Genomic DNA, 26,322 nt, shown 5'->3' with positions numbered 1-26,322 from the left:
GTAAGCGTATTCCGGCGGGGGCGACCGGCACGGCCGTGCGTCCCCGTCCCTTTTCCTGCGAAGGGCGAATGAGCAAGACGACCGCGCGTCCCCGACTGATCTCCCTTCCGATCTTCTGGCAGGTTCTGGGCCTGAGCCTTGTCGTGCTTGTCCTGGCGCTGGGCATCAACACCCTGCTGGTGCTCAAGGCGCCGGAACCGCCGCCCTCGGGCTACAGCCTCCAGGAAGTGGCCGCCGCGCTTCGAACGGGCAAGGTCACCCTGCACAACGGCAAGACCCTGACGGCCACGACCGAAGACACCCTGCCCGCCGATTTCCGCCCGTCCCAGCCGCCGCCCGAATGGATGACGCGCCTGGAAACCATGATCGCCACACGGCTGGCGCGCGAACTCAATACGCCGGCCAGCACGATTTCCGTCAAGCTGCCCGAATCCCATTTCCATGGCCACGGCTATCATGGCCGCTTCTGGGGCCGGCAGGGCTTCGACGATAGCGGGCCTCAGGGTGGCCCCCAAAACGGCCCGCAGAACAACCCCGGTTTTCAGGGCGGTCCACAGGGCGGACCGCAAATGGACACGGCCAACGGATTCGGCGGACCGGGTGGAAACCCGGGCGAAGCGCCCATGGGCTTCGGCAATGGCGATGGTCCCCAGACAACCGTGGTCAATCCCGCGCCCGACGGTGCGCCGCAGGTCCGTAACGAGGCTGTCCCCGCCCCCGGCATGCCGGGTCCAATGTCCGGCCCCATGCCTTCGCAGGGCCACCCGTCCGGCGAGCACGGCGGCCCGCCCGAACTGATGCATGAAACCATGCGCTTCGTGTCCAATGACGGCCGCGCGGAGCTGTATTTCCCGGGTTTCAGCGCCGCGTGGAAGCAAAAGGACGGCACCTATCGCATCATCACCCCGCCGCAGTCCCTGATCCAGCCGTGGCAGACGCGCCTGCTGATCGGCTTCGCCCTCACGGCCCTGCTGATCCTGCCGCTGGCCTGGCTGATGTCGCAGCGCCTGACGCGGCCGATCATCGCGTTTTCGGACGCCGCCGCCAAGATGAGCTTCGAACACAGCGCCCCGCCGATCCTGGCGGTCGGCTCGCGCGAAGTGCGCCAGGCGGCCGACGTGCTCAACGCCATGCAGTCGCGCATCCGCAAGCAGATGGAAAGCCGAACGGCACTGATGGGCGCCATCGCCCACGATCTGAAGACGCCGCTGGCCCGCATGCGGCTGCGCATCGAAGACCTGCCCGACGCCATCCGCGACAAGCTGGGCGACGACATCGCGCACATGGACGGGCTGGTGAAGTCAGCCATGAGCTTCACGACCGCGCACCGGCTGGCCGACCAGCTTCGTCCTCTCGATATCTCGGCCCTGGCCGAAGCCATCGCCGAGGACATGGCGGCCGTCTGCCCGGTCGAAGCCGGCGGCATCGAGCACAATGTCATGGTGCGCGGCGACATGGTGGCGCTGAAACGTATCCTGACCAATCTCATCGAAAACGCCTGCCGCTATGCCGGTCACTGCCGCGTGTCGGTCGCGACGCTCGACGGCACGGTGACGATCAGCGTGGCGGACGACGGCCCCGGCCTGCCCGAGGACATGCTGGAGACGGTGTTCGAGCCCTTCTACCGCATGGAGGAATCGCGCAACCGCAACACCGGCGGCACGGGCCTGGGCCTGAGCGTCGCCCGCGCCCTGGCCGAGGCCCACGGCGGCACCCTGACCCTGGCCAATCGTTACGCGCGAAAGCGGATTGCCGGTCTCGATGCCCGGCTGACCCTGCCGCGCCTGGTGATGAAATAAATCCGCGCCTGATGAAAAACCATGGTAGCGCCACCATATGGGACGTGGCGGCATTTTTGGCTTGACTTGCCGGGCCTTAGGCGAAAAAACGACCGCGCATTCGCGCCTGCACACAATGGGCGCGGTTCTCGAAACATAAGGATTCCACCATGGCTTTACGCGTCGCCATCAACGGCTTCGGCCGCATCGGCCGCCTTGTCCTCCGCTCGATCGTCGAGCACGGCCGTACGGACATCGAGGTCGTCGCCATCAACGACCTGGGCCCGGTGGAAACCAACGCCCACCTGCTGCGCTACGACTCGATCCACGGCCGGTTCCCCGCCAAGGTCACCGTCAACGGCGACTCGATCTCGATCGAAGCCAACGGCCGCACCTACGGCCCGATCAAGGTAACCGCGATCAAGAATCCGGCCGAGCTGCCGCACAAGGACCTGAACGTCGATATCGCCCTGGAATGCACGGGCATCTTCACCGCCCGCGACAAGGCTGCCCTGCACCTCGAAGCCGGCGCGAAGAAGGTCATCGTCTCGGCCCCGTCGGACGGCGCCGACAAGACGATCGTCTACGGCGTCAACCACGCCTCGCTGACCGCCGATGACAAGGTCATCTCGAACGCGTCGTGCACCACCAACTGCCTGGCGCCGGTGGCCAAGGTCCTCAACGACCTGTGCGGCATCGACTCGGGCTACATGACGACGATCCACTCCTACACCAACGACCAGCCGTCGCTCGACCAGATGCACAAGGATCTGTACCGCGCCCGCGCCGCCTCGCTGAGCATGATCCCGACCTCGACCGGCGCCGCCAAGGCCGTCGGCCTGGTCCTGCCGGAGCTGAAGGGCAAGTTCGACGGCTCGTCGATCCGCGTGCCGACCCCCAACGTTTCGGCCGTCGACCTGGTGTTCAACGCCAGCCGCGACGTCACCAAGGACGAGATCAACGCCGCCATCATCGCCGCCGCCGACGGCCCGATGAAGGGCGTGCTCGACTACACCGACGAGCCGCTGGTGTCGCGCGACTTCAACCACGAGCCCGCCTCGTCGACCTTCGCCCTGCCGCAGACCCAGGTCATCGGCGGCCGCCTTGGCCGTATCCTGTCGTGGTACGACAACGAATGGGGCTTCTCGTCGCGCATGGCGGACACCGCCGTGTACTTCGGCAAGCTGATCTGATCTAACTGATGCTTGGCCAACCCCATCGGAGCGGCGCAATCGATTTGGTCCCGGACCATTTAAAGAGTCGATTCACCGCTCTGATGGCGTTGCCCATTTCAGAACCTTGCTTGCCCTGGCGCAAGGCCGTCTGTGCTTCCGTGGGTGGCCTCAAGGCCATAGGTTACGCGGACAACTCCGACCTTCTTCTCGTTACATCGTCACAAGGGCGCGGCGTTTTCGATGGCCGTAGCGGCCAGCGGCTGGCCCGCGACGATAATCCTTCGTTCTCCGAAGATATGGGAAATTGCCAGGCCGAAGGAATTGGTCCGCTGGCCGGCAAGATGATCCGCATGGCCGGACTGGCTGGGGGCGGTCTGGCGACCTGGTCGGACGGCTGGTCGCTGGAAGTGCTGCCGCTGAGCTGGCCGGATGAAAAAATTCTTCTTTTTCCGAAATTGAAATCACTTTGGGATGACCGGCATGCGCTTGATGGCGTGGCCAAGATCGAAGTGGATGTGATGCGCGCATTCGGGTTCTCTCCGACGGGAAAGAGCTTCGCAGTCGCCAGCAGTTCTTACGTTATGATTTACGCTCTAGCAGAGGCAGAGACATGACCTTCAAAACCCTCGACGACCTGACCGACCTTTCCGGCAAGACCGCCTTGGTGCGCGTCGATTTCAATGTGCCCATGGACAACGGCGTCATCACCGACGACACGCGCCTGAAGGTCGCGCTGCCGACGATCGAAAAGCTGGTGGCCAAGGGCGCGAAGGTGGCGCTGCTGGCGCACTTCGACCGTCCCAAGGGCAAGGTCGTGCCGGAAATGTCGCTGAAGCCCGTCGTCGAGCCGCTGTCGAAGCTGCTGGGCAAGCCGGTCACCTTCGCTTCGGACTGCATCGGCGATGACGCCAAATCGGTCGTCGCTGCCCTGCCGGCCGGCGGCGTGGCGCTGCTGGAAAACGTCCGCTTCCACGCCGGCGAGGAAAAGAACGACGCCGATTTCGCCAAGGCCCTCGCCGAAGTCGGCGATATCTATGTCAACGACGCGTTTTCGGCGGCACACCGCGCCCACGCCTCGACCGAAGGCCTGGCGCACCTGTTGCCCGCCTATGCCGGAGAGTCGATGAAGCGTGAACTGAACGCGCTCGACGCCGCGCTCGGCAACCCGCAGCGCCCAACGCTCGGCATTGTCGGCGGCTCCAAGGTCTCGACCAAGCTCGACCTGCTGAAGAACCTGGTTGGCAAGCTCGATGCGCTGGCGATCGGCGGCGGCATGGCCAACACCTTCCTGTTCGCGCAAGGCCACGATGTCGGCGGTTCGCTGTGTGAAAAGGACCTGAAGGACACGGCGCTCGAAATCATAGCCGAAGCCGAGGCCAAGGGCTGCCGCCTCCTTCTGCCGGTCGATCTCGTCGTCGCCCAGGAATTCAAGGCGAATGCCGCCAACCGCACGCAGGACCTTGGCGCCCCGCTGTCGGCCGAAGACAAGATCTTCGACGCGGGCCCCGAGACGGTCGAGCAACTGAAAGAGGTCATGGCCAATTCGAAAACCCTGATCTGGAACGGCCCGCTCGGTGTGTTTGAATTGCCACCGTTCGACGCCGCTACGGTCGCCGCGGCGAAATTTGCTGCATCGCAAACAAAATCGGGTAAGCTGGTGGCCGTGGCAGGCGGTGGCGACACCGTGGCGGCCCTCAACCATGCCGGCGTGGTAGCGGACATGACGTTCGTTTCGACCGCCGGCGGGGCCTTCCTTGAGTGGATGGAAGGCAAGGAACTGCCGGGCGTCGCCGCACTCGAGAGCTAACGCTCTTCAAGGCTTGATTGCGAGGGATTGGCGCATTTCCCGCAGACCTGATATTGTATGATCAGGTCTTGGGACAAGCCTATTTAAAACTTATCTCTGCCGGCTTCACAACAGGTCAAAAAGACCAGCCGGCAGGGTCCCGGCCCCGCCACAGGGCCGCCTGCGCCATGAACGCCTGGCGCCGGTTCCGTTTTCGGCGTTCGTGAAAGAGGGATCTTTATTTCATGGCTCGTATTAGTCTTCGTCAATTGCTCGACCATGCCGCCGAGAACGGTTACGGCATGCCGGCGTTCAACATCAACAATATGGAACAGGGCCTGGCCATCATGGAGGCCGCCCGCAAGACCGCCTCTCCGGTCATCATCCAGGCCTCGCGCGGCGCGCGCGCCTATTCCAACGACCTGATGCTCAAGCGCATGATCAACGCGCTGGTCGAAATCTACCCCGAAATTCCGCTGTGCATGCACCAGGACCACGGCAATTCGGTCGGCACCTGCGCCTCGGCCATCCAGCACGGCTTTACCTCGGTCATGATGGACGGCTCGCTGAAGGCCGACGCCAAGACCCCGGCCGACTTCGAATACAATGTGGACGTCACCCGCCGCGTCGTCGAAATGGCCCACGCCTGCGGCGTCTCGGTCGAAGGCGAGCTGGGCGTGCTGGGCTCGCTCGAGACCGGCATGGGCGAGGCCGAGGACGGCCACGGCGCCGAAGGCGTGCTCGACCACTCGCAACTGCTGACCGATCCCGACCAGGCGGTCGACTTCGTCGCCCAGACCGGCGTCGACGCGCTTGCCATCGCCATGGGCACCAGCCACGGCGCCTACAAGTTCACGCGCAAGCCCGACGGCGACGTCCTGGCCATGGGCGTGATCGCGGAAATCCACAAGCGCCTGCCCAATACGCACCTGGTCATGCACGGCTCTTCGTCGGTGCCGCAGGAGCTGCAGGACGTCATCAATGCCCATGGCGGCAAGATTCCGCAGACCTGGGGTGTGCCGGTCGAGGAACTGCAAAAGGCCATCAAGATGGGCGTGCGCAAGATCAATATCGACACCGACCTGCGCCTGGCCATCACCGCCGGTATCCGCAAGCTGTTCGACGAAGACCCCGCCGTCTTCGACCCGCGCACCTATTTCAAGCCGGCCTACGCCATGATGCAGAAGGTCTGCGAGGACCGCTTCGAGCAGTTCGGCGCCGCCGGCCAGGCCCCCAAGATCAAGCCGGTCGGATTGTCGACCATGGCGCAGTTCTACCTTTAAGGTTTACAGCACCGCAAATATGGCCCCTGCTTATCCGAAGCGGGGGTTTTTTACATTGGCGTAAAAGCCTTGAGATAAAGCGATTTCGGCCTTGCTCGTTTACAGCAGGGCAATCGCATATGGAATTCCAATGTGGTGGGTTGCCTTTCCCTTCTCCCCTTGAATAGGGGAGAAGGGAAGTGCGTTCAGGCCATATGCAATCACCCTGCCGTTTACTGGGAAGGTCGAGACACTTAAGCCAAATTCATATTCTATGGTCTCGTACGGAAAGCGGCTTTTCCGTGTGGGGATTTGACTCCCGCGCCCTTTTGCGCTTGAACGCGCCGCATGATCATCCAGTTCAAACGCCGCTTTTCCATGGCTCACCGACTGCGCTTCGACCGCGATTCGAAGTGCATGACCCCGCACGGCCACAACGAGTTCGTGACCGTCAGCCTGGAACCGAAACCTTCGGCGCGCGGTATCGACTGGGGCAATGCCAACTACGCGGCCAGTTTCGCCGCATTGAAAGGCCACTGGCACGGCTTCGTCGACGATGCGCTCGACCATGCCTTCCAGCTGGGCGCCAATGACCCCATGATCGCCTACTTCAAGGCGCATGAGCCTGAGTTGCTCCCGCGCCTTCTGGTGGTGGACGGCGATCCGACAACGGAAGCCGTCGCTACCGCACTTTATATGAAGCTCAACGCGATCCTTGCCGCCCACCTGCCGGATTTCGCCTGCGTGCGCTTCGAAATCGAGGAAACACCGACCAATTCGGTCATCCTGACGCCGGCGGATATCGCCGCCTGCCCGATCCGGCTCGGGGAATGGTGCCACCGTGCCGATATGAGTTTGAATGATCTTCTGCCCGTCGAAGCCTGGAGCGCGCTGTGACCCTGCCCTTCAAGGCGCATCTCGAACTGATGGCGCGCTATAACCAGTGGATGAACGGCAAGATCCTCACCACCATCCGCGACGTGCCGGAAGACGGACTTTGGGCGGATCGCGGGGCGTTTTTCAAGTCGCTGATGGGTACGCTCAATCACCTGATGGTCGCCGACCTGCTGTGGCTCAACCGCATGCGGGCGGTGAAGGGCGCCGGGCTGCTGTCGGCGCTCGACCCTTTCACCGTCCCCCTGGCGCTGAACCAGGTGCTGCACGAAACGGTCGCCTCCTATGCCACGGCGCGCGGGACGCTCGACGCTCTGTTCATCGACCTGATTGCCGCGCTCGATGAAGAGACCCTGGCCGAACCCTTCGCCTACAACGACAGCCGCGGCAATCCGCATCGCAAGACCCTGGGCCTGATCCTCAGCCACGTCTTCAACCACCAGACCCATCACCGCGGCCAGGCCACGACCCTGATGACCCAGATGGGCCTCGACCTCGGCGTCACCGACATCCATACCCTGGTGGCCGAGCTCTAGTTGCACTGCGGCAAAGGCTGTATTACGTTCGGATGACAGTTTTATCCGAGGCGTCATGACCCATCCCACAACCGGTACACAGCTCAAGGGCTTCCTGGCCGACCCGCGCATCGTTCCCTTCCTCAACTATGCGCTTCTGATCTTCATGGTGATGACGCTCGGCATGACCGGCGTGCTGGCCCTGATCATCGCGACCTTCGCCGAGGACAAGGCGCCGGACTGGCTCAAGACACATTATGAATTCCAGAAGCGCACCTTCTGGGTCGGCATCGCGCCGGTGCTGGTAACGGGCCTGTGCATGACCGTCTTCGCCCGTCTGCTGCCCGGACCGGTGATCGCCGCCTTTATCGTGCTGTCGCTGGTCTTCGTAGCCGGCCGCTGCGTAATGGGCTTCAACCACCTGCTTTACAACCGGCCCTACCCCAATCCCAAGACCTGGGTGGTGTGACTACTCGTCGCCGCCGGCAGGCTCGTCCTTCGCCGCGGCCGAGGACGGCAGCTTGACGCCGGCGGCGCCGAACAGGTTGACCTTGACCCCGTCATTGATGACATCGCCGGGCTGCTGGCCCGAGGCGCATTCGCCCAGGCGTTTCGCCGTGACCATATAGTTGGCGACACGGTTCATCTGCGGCAGGCTCTGGCTGGTCGTCTGGGCGCGCAGCTTTTCCGAATAGTCGTGGCTGTAGTCGCCGGTAATCGCGCCCGAATATTCCGTGACGATCCCCGTCCCCGTGTCGCAACTGGCCAGCAGGCCCAGCGTGCCGTCGCCGGCCTGGCTGACGGTCCGCCTCGGGCACTGGTCACCCGACAGGTCGGTGCCGAGAATGCCGAGATGCGCATCGGTCATGGCGTCGATGCAGATTTGCAGGTCCTGGGGCGGATCGACGCTGCCGTCCTCGGTCACCGTAATCTGCCACAGGCCGGGCTGGCGCGGCGGCAGCGTGACCTTGGGGCGTTCGGGCCTTGCCGCCACGGCCGGCGCGGGCGCGGGTTTCGGCCGGTCATGACAGCCCGTCACCGCGACGCAGACAACCAACAGGGCAGGTCCGGCCAGCGACCGGCGGGCAGCCTCGAACATACGTACAATTTCCCTAGCTCAAGCCGTGGAGGGTAGGAGAAAACCCGAGTCGCCACCAGTCACTTTCCGGTCAGGCGGTGAGATGCGAACACACGCCTGTGGAGAAAATGAAAAGCCGGCGCATCGGGGATGCACCGGCCTCTTAACGCAGAAGCGTATCAGACGAAACGTCTTAATTCTTGCGCGAGATGACGTGGAGCGTCTGCAAGGTCCGCGGCAGCTCGTCGGCCAGGCGGCGGCAGATTTCGCGCGCACCGATCGAATAGACTTCGCCGCCGTCGGCGATTTCCAGCGCCATCTTGGCGGTGGCGTCGAGCAGCAGTTCGAATTCGCCGATCTGTTCGCGGGCCAGGGCGCGGGCTTCTTCCTGGAGGCGGCGGACGCGCTGGGTGCGGGTTTCGCGCGGCGCGCCGGCAACGACGATCTCCTCGCTCTTCAGCTTGTGCGCGACGGGAGCCTGAGCGGAGGCCGCAACATGCGCCATATGGGTCGGGAGGCTGGTAACCTTGTCGGTGTCCGCCTTGCCGGTCTTGATGACCTTTTCCGCCGCGATGACAGGTCCAAGCGCGATCTCCTTCGAGACCGGCGGCACCACATTCAATCTAGTCCTACGCATCCAATAACCCCGATCAGCTTGTCGCCCGTTCCCGGCTTACAGTGGTTTGCCAAGGGGCGCCCACCAAGTGTCCTAAGTCTTGGTTAATAACCGATTTATTTTGGAACACCCGGTTGCCCCTGACAGGTCCCGATGCAGGGATCGGACCACGTCAGACCGCAAGGGGAAGGTCGCTCGATTTGATATAAAAATCCAGTAGGAATCGCGCAGAATTCGCCAAATAGGCGCGATTTGCCGCCTATTGTGGGTTCCGGAAAACAGTCCCGTTTCTGGACTTGCGGAAATGACACCAGAGTTCTGGAATTATAGAATCTTTATTCCGGCGGGCGACGGGCCGAAATCACGAGCCCCCGTCCAGCATGTCCTTGGCGAATTCGAGGTCGAGCAGCTTGAGGCGCTTGATCTCATCACGCAGCCTTGCGGCCGTCTCGAACTCCAGATTGCCGGCGGCCTCGCGCATCTTGGCCTCGAGGTCCTTGAGCGTCGCCTGGAAGTTCGAGCCGATGAAAGGCTTGGCGTCCTTTTCGGCCACGCCCATCGGCACCTGGACGCGGTCGCCTTTCTCGTACGGGCTGTCGAGGATGTCGGAGATGCCGCGCTTGACCGATTCGGGCGTGATGCCGTGCTCGGCATTATAGGCCATCTGCTTGTCGCGGCGCCGCGTCGTTTCCGACATGGCGCGCTCCATCGAGCCGGTGATCTTGTCGGCATAGAGGATGACGCGGCCGTCGACATTGCGCGCGGCGCGGCCGATCGTCTGGATCAGCGAGGTCTCCGAGCGCAGGAAGCCTTCCTTGTCGGCGTCGAGTATGGCGACGAAGCCGCATTCCGGGATGTCGAGGCCTTCGCGCAGCAGGTTGATGCCGATCAGCACGTCGAAAGCACCGAGCCTGAGGTCGCGGATGATCTCGATGCGCTCCAGCGTATCGACGTCCGAGTGCAGGTAGCGCACGCGGATGCCCTGCTCGTGCATGTACTCGGTCAGGTTCTCGGCCATCTTCTTGGTGAGCACGGTGACCAGGCTGCGATAGCCTGACAGTGCGACCTTGCGCACTTCCGAGATGACGTCGTCGACCTGGTTGAAACCGTCCTTGTGCACCGGACGGATTTCGACCGGCGGGTCGATCAGGCCGGTCGGGCGGATGACCTGCTCGGCGAAGACGCCCTGGGTGCGATCGAGCTCCCAGCTTCCCGGCGTCGCCGACACGAAGATCGACTGCGGCCGCATGGTGTCCCACTCCTCGAACTTGAGCGGGCGGTTGTCGATGCACGACGGCAGGCGGAATCCGTATTCGGCCAGCACGCTCTTGCGCGCATAGTCGCCGCGGAACATGCCGCCGATCTGCGACACCGAGACGTGGCTTTCGTCGACGAACAGCAGGGCGTTGTCCGGCAGGTATTCGAAGAAGGTCGGCGGCGGCTCGCCCGCGCCGCGCCCGGTGAGGTAGCGCGAATAGTTTTCGATGCCGGCGCACGAACCGGTCGCCTGCATCATTTCGAGATCGAAGGTGGTGCGCTGCTCCAGCCGCTGCGCCTCGAGCAGCTTGCCCTCGGCGTGGAGCTGTTCCAGCCGCGTCTTCAGTTCGGCCTTGATGCGGTCGATCGCCTGGTTCAGCGTCGGGCGCGGCGTGACATAGTGGCTGGCGGCGTAGACCTTGATGTCGCGCAGGTCGACGATCTTCTTGCCGGTCAGGGGATCGAACTCCTGCATCGACTCGATCTCGTCGCCGAACATGTTGATGCGCCAGGCGCGGTCCTCATAGTGCGCCGGATAGATTTCGATGACGTCGCCGCGCCGGCGGAAGGTGCCGCGCTCGAAGGCCTGGTCGTTGCGCTTGTACTGCAGCGCCACCAGGTCGGCGCGCAGCTGCGCCTCGTCGATCGTCTGCCCGACCTTAAGGTCGAAGGTCATGGCGGTATAGGTTTCGACCGAGCCGATGCCGTAGATACACGATACGGACGCGACGATGATGACGTCGTCGCGCTCCAGGATCGCCCGCGTCGCCGAGTGGCGCATGCGGTCGATCTGTTCGTTGATGCTTGAGTCCTTCTCGACATAGGTGTCGGTGCGCGGAACGTAGGCTTCCGGCTGGTAGTAGTCGTAGTAGGAGACGAAATACTCGACGGCGTTGTCGGGGAAGAAGGCCTTGAACTCGGAATAGAGCTGCGCCGCCAGCGTCTTGTTGTGCGCCAGGATCAGGGCCGGCCGCTGGGTCTGCTCGATGATCTTGGCCATGGTGAAGGTCTTGCCCGAGCCGGTCACGCCCAGCAGGACCTGGTCGCGGTCGCGGGCGTCGATGCCGGCTATCAGCTCGGCGATCGCCTGGGGCTGGTCGCCGGCGGGCTCGTAGGGCGCCGCCAGGCGAAAGCGTTTTCCGCCTTCGGATTTCTCCGGGCGCACCGGACGGTGGGGCACCCAGGTGGCCGCCATCGGCATAAAGTCTGCGCTGCCGCTTTGCGGCGTAAGCGCATCGAAGTCGGCCACAAAGGCGCCGGAATTATCGGAGAAGCCGGAACGGGTCATGAACGTAAAATAGGAGATGAGGGCCAAACGTAAAGGCCGGAAAAAATTTCTTTGCCGCCCCCTTATGCCGGGTGCAGCGCAAAGATACTTCGCCTTTTTGGCGCGTTGCGCTGCCAGAACTTGTCAGCGGTCCGGCGAAACGTGGCGAAAATCACACGGGAATCCAGCCGTTTAAAATCGTCGCCATAACGGCTGCGGTTCGCAAAACTGTAAAAATTTCCTGAGAATGCTTTCTTAAGAAACCGTTAACATGAGCTTAACTGATTACATCAAGCACTAAAGAGTTAACGTAAGCAAAAATAGACCCCTTGACGCGTATAGCATACCGCGCGAATACTGTATTCGCGGCCACAATATAGCGTCGAATGACTGAGGGCGCTCACGACAATGTGCTTACGGAACCCCGTTTGAAATCGACAAACAACTATCCCTAACGGATCGTTAATCATTACTTAACACATTTTCGCCACATTTGGCCCGTAGAGAGACCTCCTCGCGGTCAGGCCAAGACAGGGGATTGCCACCCCTTACGCTGCCGCGGACACGATCTGGAAAGATGACGGATTCGTCTTCCAGATGCCTTCCCGGGGGGCCGATTGGCCCTCGCCACAGAGGACAGACAGCGTGAGCTCGATCACCATGGCGCGCTACCGGATGCGCGCTCTTATGGCAGCTTCGTCAATCGGATTGCTTATTGGCGCGTCGGCGGGCGCAGCCTATCTGGGCGGCCGTTTGGCGAAAGACGCCAGCAATGCCAAGGAAGCCGCCCGCCTGATGCAGGTGGCGGATGCGAATGGCGGCGAAGTGTCGTCGGTACTGGCGTCGGAAGGCGCCCGCTTCAATCCGTCGGCCATGGCCATTGCCAACCGCTTTGCCACCTATGGGCATTCGGCCAACGGACAGAATCCGGTGGCCACCCAGACCCTGGCCGCCCTGCGCACCACCAACGACATCCGGTCGCAACACGTTGCGGTCCTGCGCGCAAGCTATACCCAGGCCCTGAAAGGCCCGCTCGAATCGGCGACGCTGCTGTCCGACCATCCGGTGCGCGCGGCCGCGGCCATGGTGTTCAAGGCTCACAGCCAGAACGATTCGGACTGCCTGACCCAGGCCGTCTATTATGAAGCCCGCGGCGAAGGCGTCGACGGCATGCGCGCCGTGGCCCAGGTCATCCTGAACCGCGTCCGCCATCCGGCCTTCCCCAAGACCATCTGCGGCGTCGTCTACCAGGGCGCCCTGCACGGCACCTCCTGCCAGTTCAGCTTCGTCTGCAACGGCGCCATGGGCAACCGCGTCGAATCGTGGGCCTGGCGCCGGGCGAAGGACGTCGCCAGCGCGGCCATGGAAGGCTATGTCATGAAGTCGGTCGGCACGGCCACGCACTTCCACACCCTGACGGTCGATCCGATGTGGTCGGCGACCATGGTGCGCGTCGCCACCGTCGGCGGCCACGCCTTCTATCAGTTCCGCGGACGCGGCGCCCATATCAACGGCACCGACAGCGTCAGCCCGTCGGCCGATATGCCGATGATGCAGGCCGCTGCCGATGTCCTGCCGGCCGACGGCGGCGATACCGCTCCGGCCCAGGCCGCGCCGGTCGTCACCGCTCAGGCGCCGGCAGCGCCCGTCGCTGCCAATACCGGCACTGTCCAGCTGATAAGCGCGCTGCAGCGTGTCGACACCGTCAACCGCATCGACCAGGCCCCGAAGCCGGTCCAGATGGCTGCGCGCATCACCGGCAAGCCGGCCGAAGCCGTGGTCAATGCCCTGACGCAACAGCAGCCCGCTCCCGCGACGCCGGCTACCGCTCCCAAGGGCGCCGCGCAGTAAGGCGCTCCGCACTACGACAAAGCCCCTGGCAGGACACTGCCTGGGGCTTTTCGTCATTTTGAGCGGGATTCCAACGGCGGCCGATCGTCGTTGGCAAGGGCGACCGCCCGCCGCGCAGTGCCCTCATGTCGCGAAGCGGGACGGCATCTTCGTGCGCGCAAGCCCGCGTCATCTGAGCGGAAAAGCACTATGGCGGGTAATCATCCTTAATGACCATCCATAATAGTGCGACAATTCCCGAACTTCGTTAGGAATTCAACAACCTTAATCTGACAGGTTGCGGTTAAGCATACCCGAATCCTGCCTGTTGGCGGGATGCGGCCGCTCAAGAACCCAATGCTTTAGTCAGGGGCCACAATGACGAAACAGACCGCACCCGCCGCCTCGCGCGGCTTTACCATCTCGAACTGGCCGTTTACGGTCAAGTTCATGGCGCCTGCCGCCGTCGCCACCGCCGTCATGGCCGCGCTGGCCTTCGGGTCCATCGCCATCATGCAGGGCCAGGGCCACACGATCGACCGCATCAACAACGAGTCGCTGCCCCAGGCCGTCGAATTCGGCGCCATCAAGGCCGAGATCAAGGAAGCCAACGGCGAGCTGTTCCGCAGCCTGACCGCCAAGGCCACCGATCCCACGACCAATGTCAGCGACAAGATCAACAAGGTCGCGGCTTCGCTGGGCGACATCGCCACGCGCGTCAAGAAGGACGCCGACGTGTCGAAGGACGCCGACCAGAAGAAGAAGCTGGGCGACCTCAACAAGGAAATCAAGACCTACAAGGAAGCCGTGGAATTCGCCGCTGCCGTCGCCGACGTCGACTTCAAGTCGACCGGCCCGATGATGTCGCAGTTCGACGACGGCTATGCCAAGATGTCGGACCTCAGCGACCAGATCATCAAGGCCTCGGTCGACAAGGCCACCAAGGCCGCCGGCGACGCCAAGGCTGCCCAGGCCGCCGGCGTGTCGATGCTGATCATCTTCGCCCTGGTCATGGCCGCCATCTCCGGCGCCATCGCCTTCTTCTTCTCGCGCATCACCGTCGCCGGCATCAACCGCATCGCCAAGACGACGCAGGAACTGGCCAACGGCAACCTGCACGTTGACATCTCGGCCCTGGCCCGCGGCGACGAACTGAAGAGCGTCGTCGACAGCCTCAACGTGTTCAAGTCGAACGCCGAGGAAAAGGAACGCCTGTCGCAGATGGAAGCGGCCACCGCCCGCACCCGCGAAGAGCGCGCCCGCCAGATGTCTGAACTGGCCGAACGCTTCCGTCATGAAGCCCAGGACATGCTGGACGCCCTGTCGGCCGCCGCCTCGGACCTCGACGCCAACGGCCGCACCCTGCTGACCATCGCCGGCGAAAACGAGCGCCGCTCGCAATCGGCCGTGTCGTCGATCCGCAATTCGGCCGACAACGTGCAGAACGTCGCCTCGGCGACGACCGAACTTTCGGCCTCGATCGGCGTCATCGGCGACCAGGCCGTGCGTTCGGTGGAAATCGCCGCCGAAGCCGTGTCGGAAGCCGACCGCACCAACGAGTCGATGGCCGAGCTCAGCCGCGCCGCCGACCAGATCGGCGAAGTCGTCGACCTCATCAACGCCATCGCCCAGCAAACCAACCTGCTGGCGCTGAACGCCACGATCGAGTCGGCCCGCGCCGGTGAAGCCGGCAAGGGCTTCGCGGTCGTCGCCTCGGAAGTCAAGTCGCTGGCCCAGCAAACCGCCAAGGCGACCGACGAGATCCGCGACCGCATCAAGGACATCCAGGCGGCCGCCCAGAACGGCGTCAACGCCATCCGCGGCATCGGCGAGACGATCAAGCACATGAACGAGATCGCTTCCTCGATCGCCGACTCGGTCCATCAGCAAGGCGACGCCACCAACGAAATCGCCCGCAACGTCAACGAAGCGTCGGACGGTACCTCGATGGCCTCGTCTTCGGTCGCCCAGCTGTCGGCCTCGGCCGCGGACACGGAAAAGGCCTCGACCGAAATGCTCGGCGCCGCCCAGGCCCTGACCAAGCGCACGGACGCCATGAGCGAGAACATCCGCCGCTTCCTGTCGGAACTGACCGCAGCCTAGACGACCGCATCCACGAAGTCCGGGCTGCATGGCCCTGCGGCCCGGAACGCAAGGAAATCAAAGGGAGACATCGCAAGATGTCTCCCTTTTCTTTTACGCCAAATCCATGCTTGCAAATTTTTTTCGCACCGCAGCATTTTTTAAACCCGGTGTTAAACATGGTTCTGTAGGAAGGCCCCGTTGATTGTTACCGGTATCAAATCTTACCGGCTTTGTTTTTGAGCGTCCCGTAGAAACGAGAGTGACCATGTTTACTGCCCGCAAGACCCTCCCCGCCATCGCCCTCAGCCTCGGCCTTGGCCTGTTCGCCACCCACGCCCTCGCCGACTGTGAAGACGGCCAGGAAGACGCCGTCGGCAAGGCCGTCGCGTCGGCCGCCTCCGGCAAGATCAGCGCCGTCGTGGCGGGTTCGGGCAAGCAGATGATCAACCTCGAAACCTGTGACGCGGCCGGCGGCGGCGTCACGACCGAATTCAAGTACAACCTGATCGGCGCCGACGGCCTCTACTGGGCTGAAGGCAAGGCCAAGCTGGTTGGCGGCTCCGTCAAGGAAATGACGTTCACCAAGCTTTCGCCGAACCTGGCCTCGGCTTCGGCCGCCAAGGGCGTGAAGCTGGCCTCGAACTAAGCTTCGCATAGACAGCAAAAAGGGCTGCGCCATCCCGGCCGCAGCCCTTTTTTTATGTCCTTGCCCCGGATCGGCGCATTATCTGATTACCACTGCGTCCTTCTGGCATCCGGATGATTTGTTAGACAATTATAACGCCGATTTACGGAACCTTATCCTCTTTCGGTTACTCTGTGCCTACCCTGAAGAAAATCAAGGAGACTACAGGATGATCAAGAAAACCCTTATTGCCGGCGGTATCGTTGCCGCCATGGCCCTCGTGGCCGGCCAGGCTTTCGCCGGTGAGTGCTCCGACGATCAGCAATCGGCCGCAGGTATGCTGGCCGCCGGTATCGGCAAGGACGCCGTGTCCAAGGTCGTCGCCGTGACCGGCAAGCAGATGGTCAACGTCGAAAACTGCGAATTTGCCGGCGGCAAATACAATGTCGACTTCAAATACAATTTCCTGGCGGCCGACGGCCTGTACTGGGTCGAAATCTCGGCCAAGTTCGACGCCTCCGGCGGCGGCGCCACCTCCAAGGTGACCAAGGCGAGCCCGAACATGGCGGCGGCGGAAGCCAAGGCCGGCGTCAAGCTGGCTGCCAACTAAGAGCGCCGCTCCTGGTACGCATAGCTTATCGGGGCGTCCGCTCCGCCTTGTGAACTCAGGGAAGAAAAGAGAAGGCCCTCCGGACGAACCGGAGGGCCTTTTTATTTGGCGATAGCCTTTCGACGTTCGGTTTCTACTTACGGTCGAACGGACGGAAGTCCTGCGGGCGACTGACGTTGCGCGGGGCTTTGCCGGTGTCGCGCGGACTGCCGAACAGGCCGCCGAACAGGGCGAAGGAAGTGAAGGCGTGGGCCTTTTTGTCTTGGTCTTGCATGGGATGCGTCTCCTTTTCCAAAATTGCAAGCATGGACTAGAAGACGCGCCGTTAACTCCCAGGGGTTCTCACCCTCTCAGTCGTCGTCGCGTCGAAATTGAATATGCGCCAATTACGCGAAAACGCAACAACTAATCCGAACCCGGATCAAATTATTTTTTGATCACATTATAATCTATTGTTTTTATTGAAATTAATTTTGGTTAACACATTTTCGACAAACCATTTTTGCCATTTCCCGATTCGAAATCACCGATTCACCGGAAACTAACCCTGTTGCGGTAGGGTCGTCCCAGGCCCGAAAAGCGGGCGAGAACCGCTCGCGCGGTTCATCCAAAAGGGATCAGACCGCATGCTGAAATCGGCCTTCGTCATGGGCAGCGCCGTCCTCACGGCCGTTCTTGCCGGCTTCGGCGTGATCTCGCTCGACGACCGTATGCATGGCGGTGCCGACTCGGCCTCCGCGGCTCCGGTGGTCATGGCCGTTTCGCAGGAAACCCCGGCCGGCAGCGATTCCCGCATGACAGCCATTCCCAAATCCGGCGACGGCCATTTCTGGGCGACGGCCCTGGTCAATGAAAAGGCCGTGCGTTTCCTTGTCGATACCGGCGCCACGGAGGTGACGCTGACGCCCGCAGATGCCCGCCGCCTGGGCTTCGACGCCAGCAACCTGGTCTACGATCACAAGGTCCTGACGGCCAACGGCCAGACCCTGGCCGCCCTGGTCACCCTGACCACCATCGGCGTCGGCCACAGCGAAGTCAGCAATGTCGACGCCCTGGTCGTCAAGGACGGCCTTTCGACCTCATTGCTGGGCATGAGCTATCTCGGACGCCTGAGCCGTATCGAAGCGACGCCGTCGTCGCTGGTCCTGCACCCTTAGGCAGACAGTCCCGCTTCAAACGCCTCACGCCGTAGCCGTGCCACCTCTTGGGCATCGCGCACGGCCGCTTCCGCGCGATCGATGACCTCGAGCCCCGCCCCTGCCCCGATCGAGTCGACCGTCAGGATGCGTCGGAAGGCGCGCGCGCCCGGCAGCCCGTGCATCAGCCCCAGCATATGCCGCGTCATGTGCGCCAGCGGCACGCCTTCATCCAGCCGCGCCTCGACATAGGGACGATAGGCGCACAGCGCCTCGAATGGCCCGACATCGTGACCGGCGCTGAAGAACCGCCGGTCGACCGACCCCAGCAGCCCCGGCTCATGATAGGCCGCGCGGCCCAGCATGACGCCGTCGACGTGCGCCAGATGCGCTTCGGCTTCGTCGAGCGAGCCGACGCCGCCATTGATGGCGATGGTCAGTTCCGGATGGGCGCGCTTGAGGTCGTAGACCAGTTCGTAGTCGAGCGGCGGAACGTCGCGGTTTTCCTTGGGCGACAACCCTTTCAGCCAGGCCTTGCGCGCATGGACGATAAAGGTCTTCACCCCCGCCCCGGCGCAGGCCTCGACCAGGGCGAACAACGCGTCACGCGGTTCCTGGTCGTCGACGCCGATGCGGCACTTGACGGTGACCGGCAAGTTGGTCGCCTCGCCCATGGCCTGCATGCAATCGGCCACCAGCTGCGGCTCGCGCATCAGGCAGGCGCCGAAGCTGCCCGACTGCACGCGGTCGGACGGACAGCCGCAGTTGAGGTTGACCTCGTCATAACCCCAGTCTTCGGCGATCTTCGCGCACTGTTCCAGTTCGCCGGGCTCCGAACCGCCGAGTTGCAAGGCCACCGGATGTTCGACATCGGAAAACCCCAGCAGCCGTTCGCGGTCGCCATGGATCACGGCCTTTGACGTCACCATTTCGGTATAGAGCAGCGCCTGCTTCGTCAGCGCGCGGTGAAACGCCCGGCAGTGCCGGTCGGTCCAGTCCATCATGGGCGCGACGCTGAACCTGTAACTCATTTTATTTGAGATTTTTTCTTCTTTTTCAATCATATTTAGACTTATCAACAGAACCCATTTTCACTCATGCTGTACCGTTTTCGCCTATTTTCTTGCCAAAAGTACAGCAATGCTGTACTTTTTTAGCTCATGCTGTACCGCTGGGAGGCGACATGGGAACGATCGTTCCAAGAAAACGGAAAAACGGGACGACCGCCTACCACGCTCAGGTCCTTATAAAGCGAGACGGCAGGATCGCCTACCGTGAAACGCGCACTTTCGAGCGCAAGGCCGCCGCCAGCGCCTGGATCGATAAGACGGAAGAAGCTCTGTTGAACCCGCGAGCGCTGGACGAGGTGCGCCAGGATGACCCACCCCTACGCTCCGTCATTGAGCGCTACATGGCCGAATCGAAGAAGGCGATGGGGCGGACCAAGAAGCAGGTCCTCAACACATTGAAAGACGAGCACGAGATCGCCGACATGCTTTGCAGCGCGATCAGCAGCGCGGATATTACCAGTCTGGCTACCGACCTGGGCAGGACCCGCCAGCCCGCAACCGTCGCAAACTACCTGTCCCACCTCGGCGCCGTATTCGCCATCGCCCGCGCGGCCTGGAGATATCCGCTCGATCCGGCCGTCATGAAGGATGGTCATCTCGTCGCCAAAAAGCTGGGACTGACAGGCAAGGGCAAGGAGCGTGATCGCCGCCCGACCCTGGCCGAACTCAATATCATCCTCACCCACTACCAAGCCCGGGAGCGGGAAGTCGAAATGCTGCCGATGACCAAGATCGTGCCTTTCGCGGTCTTTTCGACGCGGCGCCAGGAGGAGATCGTCTCAATCCGGTGGCCGGACTTGGACGAGGACCACAGCCGGGTACTTATCCGGGATATGAAGAGCCCGACCGAGAAGGTCGGGAACAACGTCTGGGTCGATATCCCGCCGGAGGCGATGAAGATCATCAAGTCCATGCCACGGATCGAGGATCGCATCTTCCCCTACACCACCGATGCCATCAGTGCGTCGTTCACCCGGGCCTGCCAGTTTCTCGGGATCGAGGACCTGCACTTCCATGACCTACGGCATGACGGGATTTCCAGGCTTTTCGAACTCGGCGATAACATCCCGCACGTCGCGACCGTCAGCGGCCACCGGTCCTGGCAGAGTTTGAAGCGCTACACCCACATCCGCCAGTCAGGCGACAAATATAAGGGCTGGCCCTGGCTCAGGGTCGCCACGGCGCCACTGGAGCCAAAGTCCCCCTACCTGCCCAAATTCAAGCCGACCAAAGTCCGAGTCGAAGCTCAGGCGGAGGCGAAACCCCGGACCAAGGCGACGAAGGCGCCGGCCAACCCGCCCCGGAAGCGAGGCAGGCCGAGAAAGGCTCGGACATTTGATTAACCGATAGAATTGGGACCTCCCAGCCTTCAAACATCATGGCAATAGAACCCCTTGGGACACAAGGGTCACATATCCCGTCTTGCCTGGCCGTCCGTCGACTATTTCGAACGGTTCATTCGCTGGCTGACAAATGACGAAGCATGTTCGCCATCCTGACCGTCCTTCACCTTATCCAGCAGGGAAACGGTCCCCACGATTTGAGCAAAGGCGACGGCATGCCGTGGGTCCGAGTCGCGCCACACCTCGAATTCGCGCACATCGGCAACGCCCGAGTCCAGTTCTGCGTACCACGTCGCAGCCTCGTCGATGATCCGCTTTCGCGGCGGCAAGTCGTCGGTGTTCACGCTGAAACGATCCTGGAAGCCAGTTTCTGAACCTATCAGGGTCCTTATACCTGCAAAACCGAGGTGACGCTCAACTGAAAACCGCGTCGCGCATTATTCGTTACTGTCGAGGCAAGAAAGCTTCCTGGCGATGATCGCCATTCCCCTCGCCAGATGCTTGTCCACCACAGATACCGTGATGCCCAACTGTTCCGCGATAGACTGCGGAGACCTATCCCCAAAGCGTCGCAATCTTACCACCTCCCGGCACCGTGGGGGCAGAGCATCGATAATCTCCAGGACGATACGCCGCTGCTCCTTCACAAACAGAATCTGATGCGGATCGGGTTCGATCTCGTGGCCCACGAGCATATCCATGTCGGCAAACGATTTGAACGGAACGACAAGTGCCCGCCTGCAAAGCCTGACGGCCGCGCGCCTTACCGCTATAGCTGCGTAAGCCTTCGGCCGGGCTATGGCCCGCCATCGTTCGCCCTTGAACATGTCGGCATAAACCTCATGAACGATTTCCCGAGCAAGTTCCTCATCGCCGGTTATACGATAAGCGATGCGCACAAGCGTGCGTTCATACGGAAACAACCGCGAAGCAAACCATTCATCGACTTCGCGCACCCACGATATTCGCGTGCTTGAATCCTCCGGCCTGCCAGGGTCAAGATCTAGCGTTTTTTTAGCGACGTCCAAGTTCGACCAATTCCTCACCACTCTGCCGCCGCATCAAAGTGCCGGGCGGCACGCGTTCGATTTTCCTTCGGCGCTTTAGCCGCGGGGTACGGTATCCAAGCGCCGAAATGACGGCGCCGCGGGGGCGGAGGTCGAAATAGAGAAGTCACCCGACCGTACAAAACGATCAAAATTCCGGGATATGCTGGTTGAGCGACGTTGTTTCCGTAATTCGCTCGAACTCCTTCAAAATGTCCGGCTGGTTGCCGGCAAGGTATTTCACGACACGCGCGTTGCCGAGAAGCGCAGCCAAGTAACCCTTGGCGAAGGTCAGGGACATGACGTCGACGGCGTAGTTGTCCTCGATCAACTGGAAGTCCTTTTGCAACCCTTCCATCTCCGCCTCCATCCGGGCCATCTTGTCGGAATCCAACCCCCGTATGCGCTTCGGCTTTTGCGGATGAAGCAATAGGTCCTGTGGCGTCGCCGCCAGCAGCGCCAGGACATAGGAGTGGGTGTAGACGCCGGAATCGTTCATCAGTCGCGCGACTTCGACCTGCCGCACCGGCTTCATGGCCTTCAACGGCCGGAATGTCTTCGGCGCGATGACCTTGTCCTTGAGCAGTTCCACGGCCTCCGGGCAAATGCCCAAGAGCAGGTCGCGCTTCTGGTGGATACTGCGCAGGTCGACATTGAGGGCGGAGGCCAGGCGCTCCTCCGAGACCCCACGCTCTATGGCCCTCAGGATCATGTGATGCTCCTGGATGGTGGCGATCCGATTGATATGCTTGTTGTAGGTGAACGGCTCGTCGTCGCGTGACAACAGGCACGTCACCTCCTCGACCTGTAGTTCCTTTAGGATATCCACCCTAAGGTGGCCATCGAGCAGGATGTATTTCCCTTTCAGGTTCCGGTCCTCGTGCACGGCCGGCGGCTCGATGATGCCCACCTCCTCGATCGATGCGCGGATCTGGAGATATTTCGTGCTCTTGCGGGTCCCCGCATTGATCGCCTTCAGGAAGATGATCTGGTCCAGCCGGATCGTGAGAAGGGCCTCCTCGAAGCCGGACCGTATGCCGCCGCGCGATCCATCGTCATTATCGGCCATGCCGGCCCCGATCGTTCACCCGCTCGGCTAGCCCCTTCGGTAGGGTCTGGAGCCCCTCCGCCCGCAACAACGTGTGGAAATGCTCGTCGGCGAGGAGTTGCCGCAGGGCCTGCGTAATGAACACCAGCCTGTCACCGACGGCATTCGCCTTGCGAATAAGCTGTTTCTTGCGCTCGGTCTCGCGCTCGAAAGCCTTCACGACATCGGAGCCGGTCAGGTGCCTCCGGCCCTCCCGCGGTACGCGATCCTTCCCCGACAACGACTTTCCGCGGCGACGGCGGCGTTCCATCAGTTTCTGCGCTGCAAGGAGCCGGTTGCCGCGCAGGGCCTTCGTCTCATAGGCTTCCTGCAATGCCTTCTGCTCTTCTTCGGGGCTTTCGGCGATCCGGACCGCCAGATACATCGGAAGGGCACCCGTCTCGACGGCATTCAGCAAGCGCTCTTCTCCCTTCTCCATAAGATTCAGGATTTCACTGACGTAACCGGGATTAAGCCCGGTCTTCTTGGCGATCGCCGCGGTACCGTACCCGAGAGCCACCCTTCGCGGCTGTGCAGAGCTTTGAGCCGGGTCAGCATCTCGTCGTCGCTGAACCTGCGGTTCCGTTCCCGGATGATGCCTTGTGCCGTATAAAAGTACCTCGGCTCGATGATCGCTTGGAACACGCCATCGGCGCGCACCCACATCTCCGGCTCGTTCTCGACCCGCCGCTTCTTGAGCTTGTAGGAACGGCGATTGAAGACATTGTTGCCGATGTACTTTTCGTTCGTCAGGATCGTGTGGATCGTGCCCCTGGTCCAATCCCGGCCAAGGTCCGTTTTTATGCCGCGGTTATTCAGGCGCACGGCGATCTCCGATTCCCGCAGGCCGTCTTCGGTGAAAGCCTGGTAGATCCACCGGACGGTCTCGACCTCTTCCTCCGGCCCCGCCGCCAGGATGACGCGATCTGTCTGGAGCGACTTATGTTCGCCGCGCTTCAGGACCGATTTCTCCTGCCGGTTTTCATCGAGCAGGATTCGCCTCAGTCCGTAGCCGGCTGGCCCACCCTGGCGAAACCCCAGTTCGATCAGGCGACACTGCCCTGCAAACACCTTCCCGGAAAGCTCGCGGCTGTATTCGCCGGCCATCGCCCGCTTCACGCCTTTCACGATAGTCGAGACAGGGCTGCCATCGTTTTCGAACTGCTCGGCGACATATTGGACGTCTATGCCGGCGCGACGGCAAAGATATTCGTAGTAAGCACTCTCGTCAGCGTCCTGGAACCGACCCCACCGGGTTACATCCAGCACGAGCACCATGTCGTTATTATGCTCATTCCGACACCCGTCCCTGAAATTCGTCCAGCGTCATCGTCCAACTCCCGAAAACATCTTTCAACCGGCGACCGTCCGGTCCTCTGTAAGCCTCTGCAGCCAGGTAAATCCTCGGTGTCTCAATGCGAGGTGCCAGGTTCTGAGCGTTCAACTCCGAACCCTCGCCCGCCATGATGATCTCCGTGCCATAGGGCAGAAGTTGCGTCCGATTCCCGAACTGCCCACAACAACTTATACTCGGGATGTGCCATTAGCTCATGGTGCCCGCCTACACCGGCGACGTGTCCATCCTGCATCCAAACTACCTGATCGGCATCTTGGGCTACTGCCAAGCGGTGCGTGACCAATATTAAAGTGGTGCCTATTCCAAGGCCGCGGCGCAGATCGACGATGACGCGGGTCTCGCTCTGGGGGTCGAGTGCGGATGTGCTCTCGTCAAGTACCAGGCAGGGCTTCCTGACGCCCAACAGGCGGGCAAGTTCCAGTTTCTGCGCCTGGCCGCCCGACAGCGCGCTTCCGCCCTCCCCCACCTTCAGGCCGGGATCAATGGGTCGGCCCCCGTCCTGAAAGCCCCACGACCTCAGGATGTCGAGCGCCGCGGCCTCGTCATGGTCGCAGGGCGGGTACAGGAGGTTCGCGCGGAGATCGCGGTTGAACAGGGATGTTCTTTGCGGCACGTAGAGAACCTTTTTCGCCAGGCCACTTTCCGCCTGCGCCTCTGCTAGCGTCCGGGTTCCGATCCATATGCTTCCGTCATCTGGCGTCAGAAGGCCGGCGATCAGTTGCGCCAATGTCGACTTTCCCGACCCGTTGGCGCCGACAATGGCGGTGAAGGAGGCCGCCGGGAACTCCAGCGTGATGTCGGACACCCCGGCAAGGCCGCGTCCATAGGAAAACGAAACGCCTTCCAGTCGAATAGAGGCGGGCCTTCGATCCGTCGGGTCGCTCGCAAGCGCTTTCGGCGGCGTGCCCTGCATGTCCAGGATGTCGCCGACGGCAGCGAGTGCGCCAGCGCTTTGGCTCAAGACAAAGGCGACGGTAGACAGGGGCATGATCAACCGGATGGCATAGGCCTGGACGAGAACGAAGTCGCCGGCGGTGATACGGCCGTGCAGGACATCGAGGCCGGCCATGATCATGATGGCGAACAACGCCGTCGCCATGACCAGCCACTGAAGGGCACTCTGGCGGATGAGCGATCCATTCATGGACGCCTCGGAGCGCTCCCGGCCGTCAAAACTGGCGCCGACCCCGGCGAGTTCGTAGCCGGTCGCACCGTTGGCGACGACGCGGCGCGCATTCTTCAGGATGTCCCCGAGCAATTCGCCCGACGCGGCAAGCCGTTCGTTGTAGGCACGCGAGACGGCGATCTGCCGCGATATGCCGAGCCAGGAGACGGCGACAAAACCGATGGCCAGCCCAGCGAACCCGGCCACATAGGTCCAGGACATGATCTGCACGATGACCGCGAGGCTGAACACCAACTGGACGGCAAGGGGCGCCGTTCGCCAGATCAGCCCGTCGACGACGATGGCCAGGCTGTAGGGCAACCGTTCCAGGAGGCCCTGGACGCGCCCGCTGTCGGTCTTGCGCCAGAGGCCCTCGCCAAGATTTCCGGCCAGCGCGCCTACGGACAGTTCCCGCACCAGGCGCGTGTTGATCTTCGAGGAATAGGCATTGCGCACGGGTCCCAGGATCGTCGTGGCGGTCCAGGCGACGACGAACAGGCCGGCATAGGCCAGCAGCGCGGGCGTCGATGTGTCCCCCCTGCCGAGGTGATCCACCAGCACCTTCAAGGCATAGGGACCAAGGATCGCCAGGACGATGCCGATGCCTTCCAAGGCGAGGCAGACCCCGATCGCCCCGCCGCACTTCAAGCGGGGGGCGCCCATAAGGCCCAGCAGTCTGCGGATCACCCCCACTCCACTCAAATTCTAGTTCTCCTTTGCAGGACAACCTAAATTATTTTATTTTGACAAACAACCAGAATGCGACTCAGTATTGACTACTAAACCAGATGTTACATGCTGCCGCTAAGCACAAGCACACCAGCCCATGGTTTCAGCCGGGAAAGATCAAGGGAGAGCGCAGATGACGGACGAAAATAAGACCCCTGAAGACGTGGATGTGCACGTCGGTCAGGTCATACGGCGCAGGCGCCGGCAGCTCGGATTCCTTCAGAGCGTCCTCGCCGATGCGCTCGACGTGACGCCGCAGCAGATCCAGAAGTACGAGACGGCCCAGTCTCGAATCACGGCGTCCGCCCTGTTCGAAATCGCCCGCGTGATGAAGGTGCCGGTGGCCTATTTCTTCGCCGAGATCGACCAACTCGAATTCCAGGCATTCAACGACGAGATCGAGGCCAATGTCTCGGCCTTCCTGAAATCCAGCGACGGCCAGGAACTGGCCATTGTGTTTCCGCAGATCGAAGATGCCGCGGTCCGCAAGCAGTTCCTCGGCCTCGCCCGTGCCATGGCCAATGCCAGCCAAGCTGGCAAGCTCGTCCGGACGTGACCGAGCGCCGGGCACCTATCTGAATTTGCGCGGACTTCGCGCAGATCGGCGCGCC

The 26,322-nt window shown here is 62.2% G+C and carries 26 protein-coding genes; 15 read left to right on the top strand and 11 right to left on the bottom strand.

Annotated elements, in window-relative coordinates:
• The first annotated feature begins 68 nt into the window (after nt 1-68).
• The 8 genes from AB8717_RS02820 to AB8717_RS02785 all read left to right on the top strand — a co-directional run bounded on the left by AB8717_RS02820 (nt 69) and on the right by AB8717_RS02785 (nt 7,879).
• On the top strand, nt 69-1,799 hold the full coding sequence (locus AB8717_RS02820; protein WP_443749517.1) for a HAMP domain-containing sensor histidine kinase: 1,731 nt from the start codon (nt 69-71) through the stop codon (nt 1,797-1,799).
• A gap of 149 nt (nt 1,800-1,948) precedes the next feature.
• Nucleotides 1,949-2,971 (top strand): type I glyceraldehyde-3-phosphate dehydrogenase, encoded by a 1,023-nt coding sequence (gap, locus tag AB8717_RS02815; protein WP_443749516.1) that lies wholly within the window; start codon nt 1,949-1,951, stop codon nt 2,969-2,971.
• Between the two features lie 8 nt (nt 2,972-2,979).
• The gene (locus AB8717_RS02810) at nt 2,980-3,567 is read left to right on the top strand and encodes a hypothetical protein (RefSeq protein ID WP_443749515.1); all 588 of its coding nucleotides are present in this window, start codon (nt 2,980-2,982) and stop codon (nt 3,565-3,567) included.
• Entirely contained in the window at nt 3,564-4,760 is a 1,197-nt protein-coding gene (locus AB8717_RS02805) for a phosphoglycerate kinase (RefSeq protein WP_443749514.1), read from the top strand. Before AB8717_RS02810 ends, AB8717_RS02805 begins: the two co-directional genes overlap by 4 nt.
• 224 nt (nt 4,761-4,984) lie before the next feature.
• Complete coding sequence (gene fba, locus AB8717_RS02800) at nt 4,985-6,022, top strand: class II fructose-bisphosphate aldolase (protein ID WP_443749513.1); 1,038 nt, start codon at nt 4,985-4,987, stop codon at nt 6,020-6,022.
• 357 nt (nt 6,023-6,379) lie between these two features.
• Nucleotides 6,380-6,898, top strand: coding sequence for a 6-carboxytetrahydropterin synthase (locus AB8717_RS02795; RefSeq protein WP_443749512.1), 519 nt, complete (start codon nt 6,380-6,382; stop codon nt 6,896-6,898).
• Nucleotides 6,895-7,431 (top strand): DinB family protein, encoded by a 537-nt coding sequence (locus AB8717_RS02790; protein WP_443749511.1) that lies wholly within the window; start codon nt 6,895-6,897, stop codon nt 7,429-7,431. The genes AB8717_RS02795 and AB8717_RS02790 overlap by 4 nt, the downstream gene beginning before the upstream one ends.
• Nucleotides 7,432-7,486: 55 nt before the next feature.
• A complete protein-coding gene (locus AB8717_RS02785; RefSeq protein WP_443749510.1) occupies nt 7,487-7,879 on the top strand; it encodes a hypothetical protein in 393 nt (130 codons plus the stop codon).
• Here the strand turns inward: AB8717_RS02785 and AB8717_RS02780 are convergent, their stop codons facing one another.
• From AB8717_RS02780 to uvrB, 3 genes are all read right to left on the bottom strand, one after another.
• The gene (locus tag AB8717_RS02780; protein WP_443749509.1) at nt 7,880-8,509 is read right to left on the bottom strand and encodes a DUF3617 domain-containing protein; all 630 of its coding nucleotides are present in this window, start codon (nt 8,507-8,509) and stop codon (nt 7,880-7,882) included.
• 172 nt (nt 8,510-8,681) lie between these two features.
• Nucleotides 8,682-9,125, bottom strand: coding sequence for a hypothetical protein (locus AB8717_RS02775; RefSeq protein ID WP_443749508.1), 444 nt, complete (start codon nt 9,123-9,125; stop codon nt 8,682-8,684).
• Between the two features lie 340 nt (nt 9,126-9,465).
• On the bottom strand, nt 9,466-11,649 hold the full coding sequence (gene uvrB, locus AB8717_RS02770; RefSeq protein ID WP_443749507.1) for an excinuclease ABC subunit UvrB: 2,184 nt from the start codon (nt 11,647-11,649) through the stop codon (nt 9,466-9,468).
• Between the two features lie 624 nt (nt 11,650-12,273).
• Between uvrB and AB8717_RS02765 the strand changes: the two genes are divergently transcribed.
• The 4 genes from AB8717_RS02765 (at nt 12,274) to AB8717_RS02750 (ending at nt 16,778) form a co-directional block, all read left to right on the top strand.
• Nucleotides 12,274-13,479, top strand: coding sequence for a cell wall hydrolase (locus tag AB8717_RS02765; protein ID WP_443749506.1), 1,206 nt, complete (start codon nt 12,274-12,276; stop codon nt 13,477-13,479).
• 357 nt (nt 13,480-13,836) lie between these two features.
• A complete protein-coding gene (locus tag AB8717_RS02760; protein ID WP_443749505.1) occupies nt 13,837-15,561 on the top strand; it encodes a methyl-accepting chemotaxis protein in 1,725 nt (574 codons plus the stop codon).
• 247 nt (nt 15,562-15,808) lie between these two features.
• Nucleotides 15,809-16,189, top strand: a complete 381-nt coding sequence (locus AB8717_RS02755; protein ID WP_443750841.1) for a hypothetical protein — start codon at nt 15,809-15,811, stop codon at nt 16,187-16,189.
• A gap of 208 nt (nt 16,190-16,397) precedes the next feature.
• Entirely contained in the window at nt 16,398-16,778 is a 381-nt protein-coding gene (locus AB8717_RS02750; protein WP_443749504.1) for a hypothetical protein, read from the top strand.
• A 133-nt stretch (nt 16,779-16,911) separates the two neighbouring features.
• On the opposite strand, the gene AB8717_RS02745 is transcribed toward AB8717_RS02750, so the two are convergent.
• Nucleotides 16,912-17,052: a hypothetical protein gene (locus AB8717_RS02745; protein ID WP_443749503.1), complete on the bottom strand. Its 141-nt coding sequence runs from the start codon at nt 17,050-17,052 to the stop codon at nt 16,912-16,914.
• Between the two features lie 352 nt (nt 17,053-17,404).
• Between AB8717_RS02745 and AB8717_RS02740 the strand changes: the two genes are divergently transcribed.
• Entirely contained in the window at nt 17,405-17,935 is a 531-nt protein-coding gene (locus tag AB8717_RS02740) for a TIGR02281 family clan AA aspartic protease (protein WP_443749502.1), read from the top strand.
• Here the strand turns inward: AB8717_RS02740 and dusA are convergent.
• Nucleotides 17,932-18,945 carry a tRNA dihydrouridine(20/20a) synthase DusA gene (gene dusA / locus AB8717_RS02735; RefSeq protein WP_443749501.1) on the bottom strand — a complete coding sequence of 338 codons (1,014 nt, stop codon included), beginning with the start codon at nt 18,943-18,945 and terminating at the stop codon, nt 17,932-17,934. The two genes, AB8717_RS02740 and dusA, sit on opposite strands and share 4 nt — an antisense overlap.
• Nucleotides 18,946-19,097: 152 nt before the next feature.
• Between dusA and AB8717_RS02730 the strand changes: the two genes are divergently transcribed.
• Nucleotides 19,098-20,327, top strand: coding sequence for a site-specific integrase (locus tag AB8717_RS02730; RefSeq protein ID WP_443749500.1), 1,230 nt, complete (start codon nt 19,098-19,100; stop codon nt 20,325-20,327).
• A 98-nt stretch (nt 20,328-20,425) separates the two neighbouring features.
• Here AB8717_RS02730 and AB8717_RS02725 read toward each other — a convergent pair whose 3' ends face one another.
• The 6 genes from AB8717_RS02725 to AB8717_RS02700 form a co-directional block, all read right to left on the bottom strand.
• Nucleotides 20,426-20,671, bottom strand: coding sequence for a FecR/PupR family sigma factor regulator (locus AB8717_RS02725; protein ID WP_443749499.1), 246 nt, complete (start codon nt 20,669-20,671; stop codon nt 20,426-20,428).
• A gap of 93 nt (nt 20,672-20,764) precedes the next feature.
• The gene (locus tag AB8717_RS02720) at nt 20,765-21,283 is read right to left on the bottom strand and encodes an RNA polymerase sigma factor (RefSeq protein ID WP_443749498.1); all 519 of its coding nucleotides are present in this window, start codon (nt 21,281-21,283) and stop codon (nt 20,765-20,767) included.
• 238 nt (nt 21,284-21,521) lie between these two features.
• A complete protein-coding gene (locus AB8717_RS02715; protein WP_443749497.1) occupies nt 21,522-22,442 on the bottom strand; it encodes a plasmid partitioning protein RepB C-terminal domain-containing protein in 921 nt (306 codons plus the stop codon).
• Nucleotides 22,432-22,980 carry a plasmid partitioning protein RepB C-terminal domain-containing protein gene (locus tag AB8717_RS02710; RefSeq protein ID WP_443749496.1) on the bottom strand — a complete coding sequence of 183 codons (549 nt, stop codon included), beginning with the start codon at nt 22,978-22,980 and terminating at the stop codon, nt 22,432-22,434. Before AB8717_RS02710 ends, AB8717_RS02715 begins: the two co-directional genes overlap by 11 nt.
• Nucleotides 22,905-23,738 (bottom strand): recombinase family protein, encoded by an 834-nt coding sequence (locus AB8717_RS02705; RefSeq protein ID WP_443749495.1) that lies wholly within the window; start codon nt 23,736-23,738, stop codon nt 22,905-22,907. Before AB8717_RS02705 ends, AB8717_RS02710 begins: the two co-directional genes overlap by 76 nt.
• A 134-nt stretch (nt 23,739-23,872) precedes the next feature.
• Nucleotides 23,873-25,669 (bottom strand): ABC transporter ATP-binding protein, encoded by a 1,797-nt coding sequence (locus AB8717_RS02700; RefSeq protein ID WP_443749494.1) that lies wholly within the window; start codon nt 25,667-25,669, stop codon nt 23,873-23,875.
• A gap of 175 nt (nt 25,670-25,844) precedes the next feature.
• On the opposite strand from AB8717_RS02700, the gene AB8717_RS02695 reads away from it, so the two are divergent.
• Nucleotides 25,845-26,267 carry a helix-turn-helix domain-containing protein gene (locus AB8717_RS02695; protein WP_443749493.1) on the top strand — a complete coding sequence of 141 codons (423 nt, stop codon included), beginning with the start codon at nt 25,845-25,847 and terminating at the stop codon, nt 26,265-26,267.
• Nucleotides 26,268-26,322 lie beyond the last annotated feature (55 nt).

It is taken from the genome of Asticcacaulis solisilvae, assembly GCF_052327315.1.
Classification (GTDB): Bacteria; Pseudomonadota; Alphaproteobacteria; order Caulobacterales; family Caulobacteraceae; genus Asticcacaulis; species Asticcacaulis solisilvae_B.
Note: the sequence above shows the minus strand (reverse complement) of the source record. Positions and strands in the feature narration are given on the sequence as shown.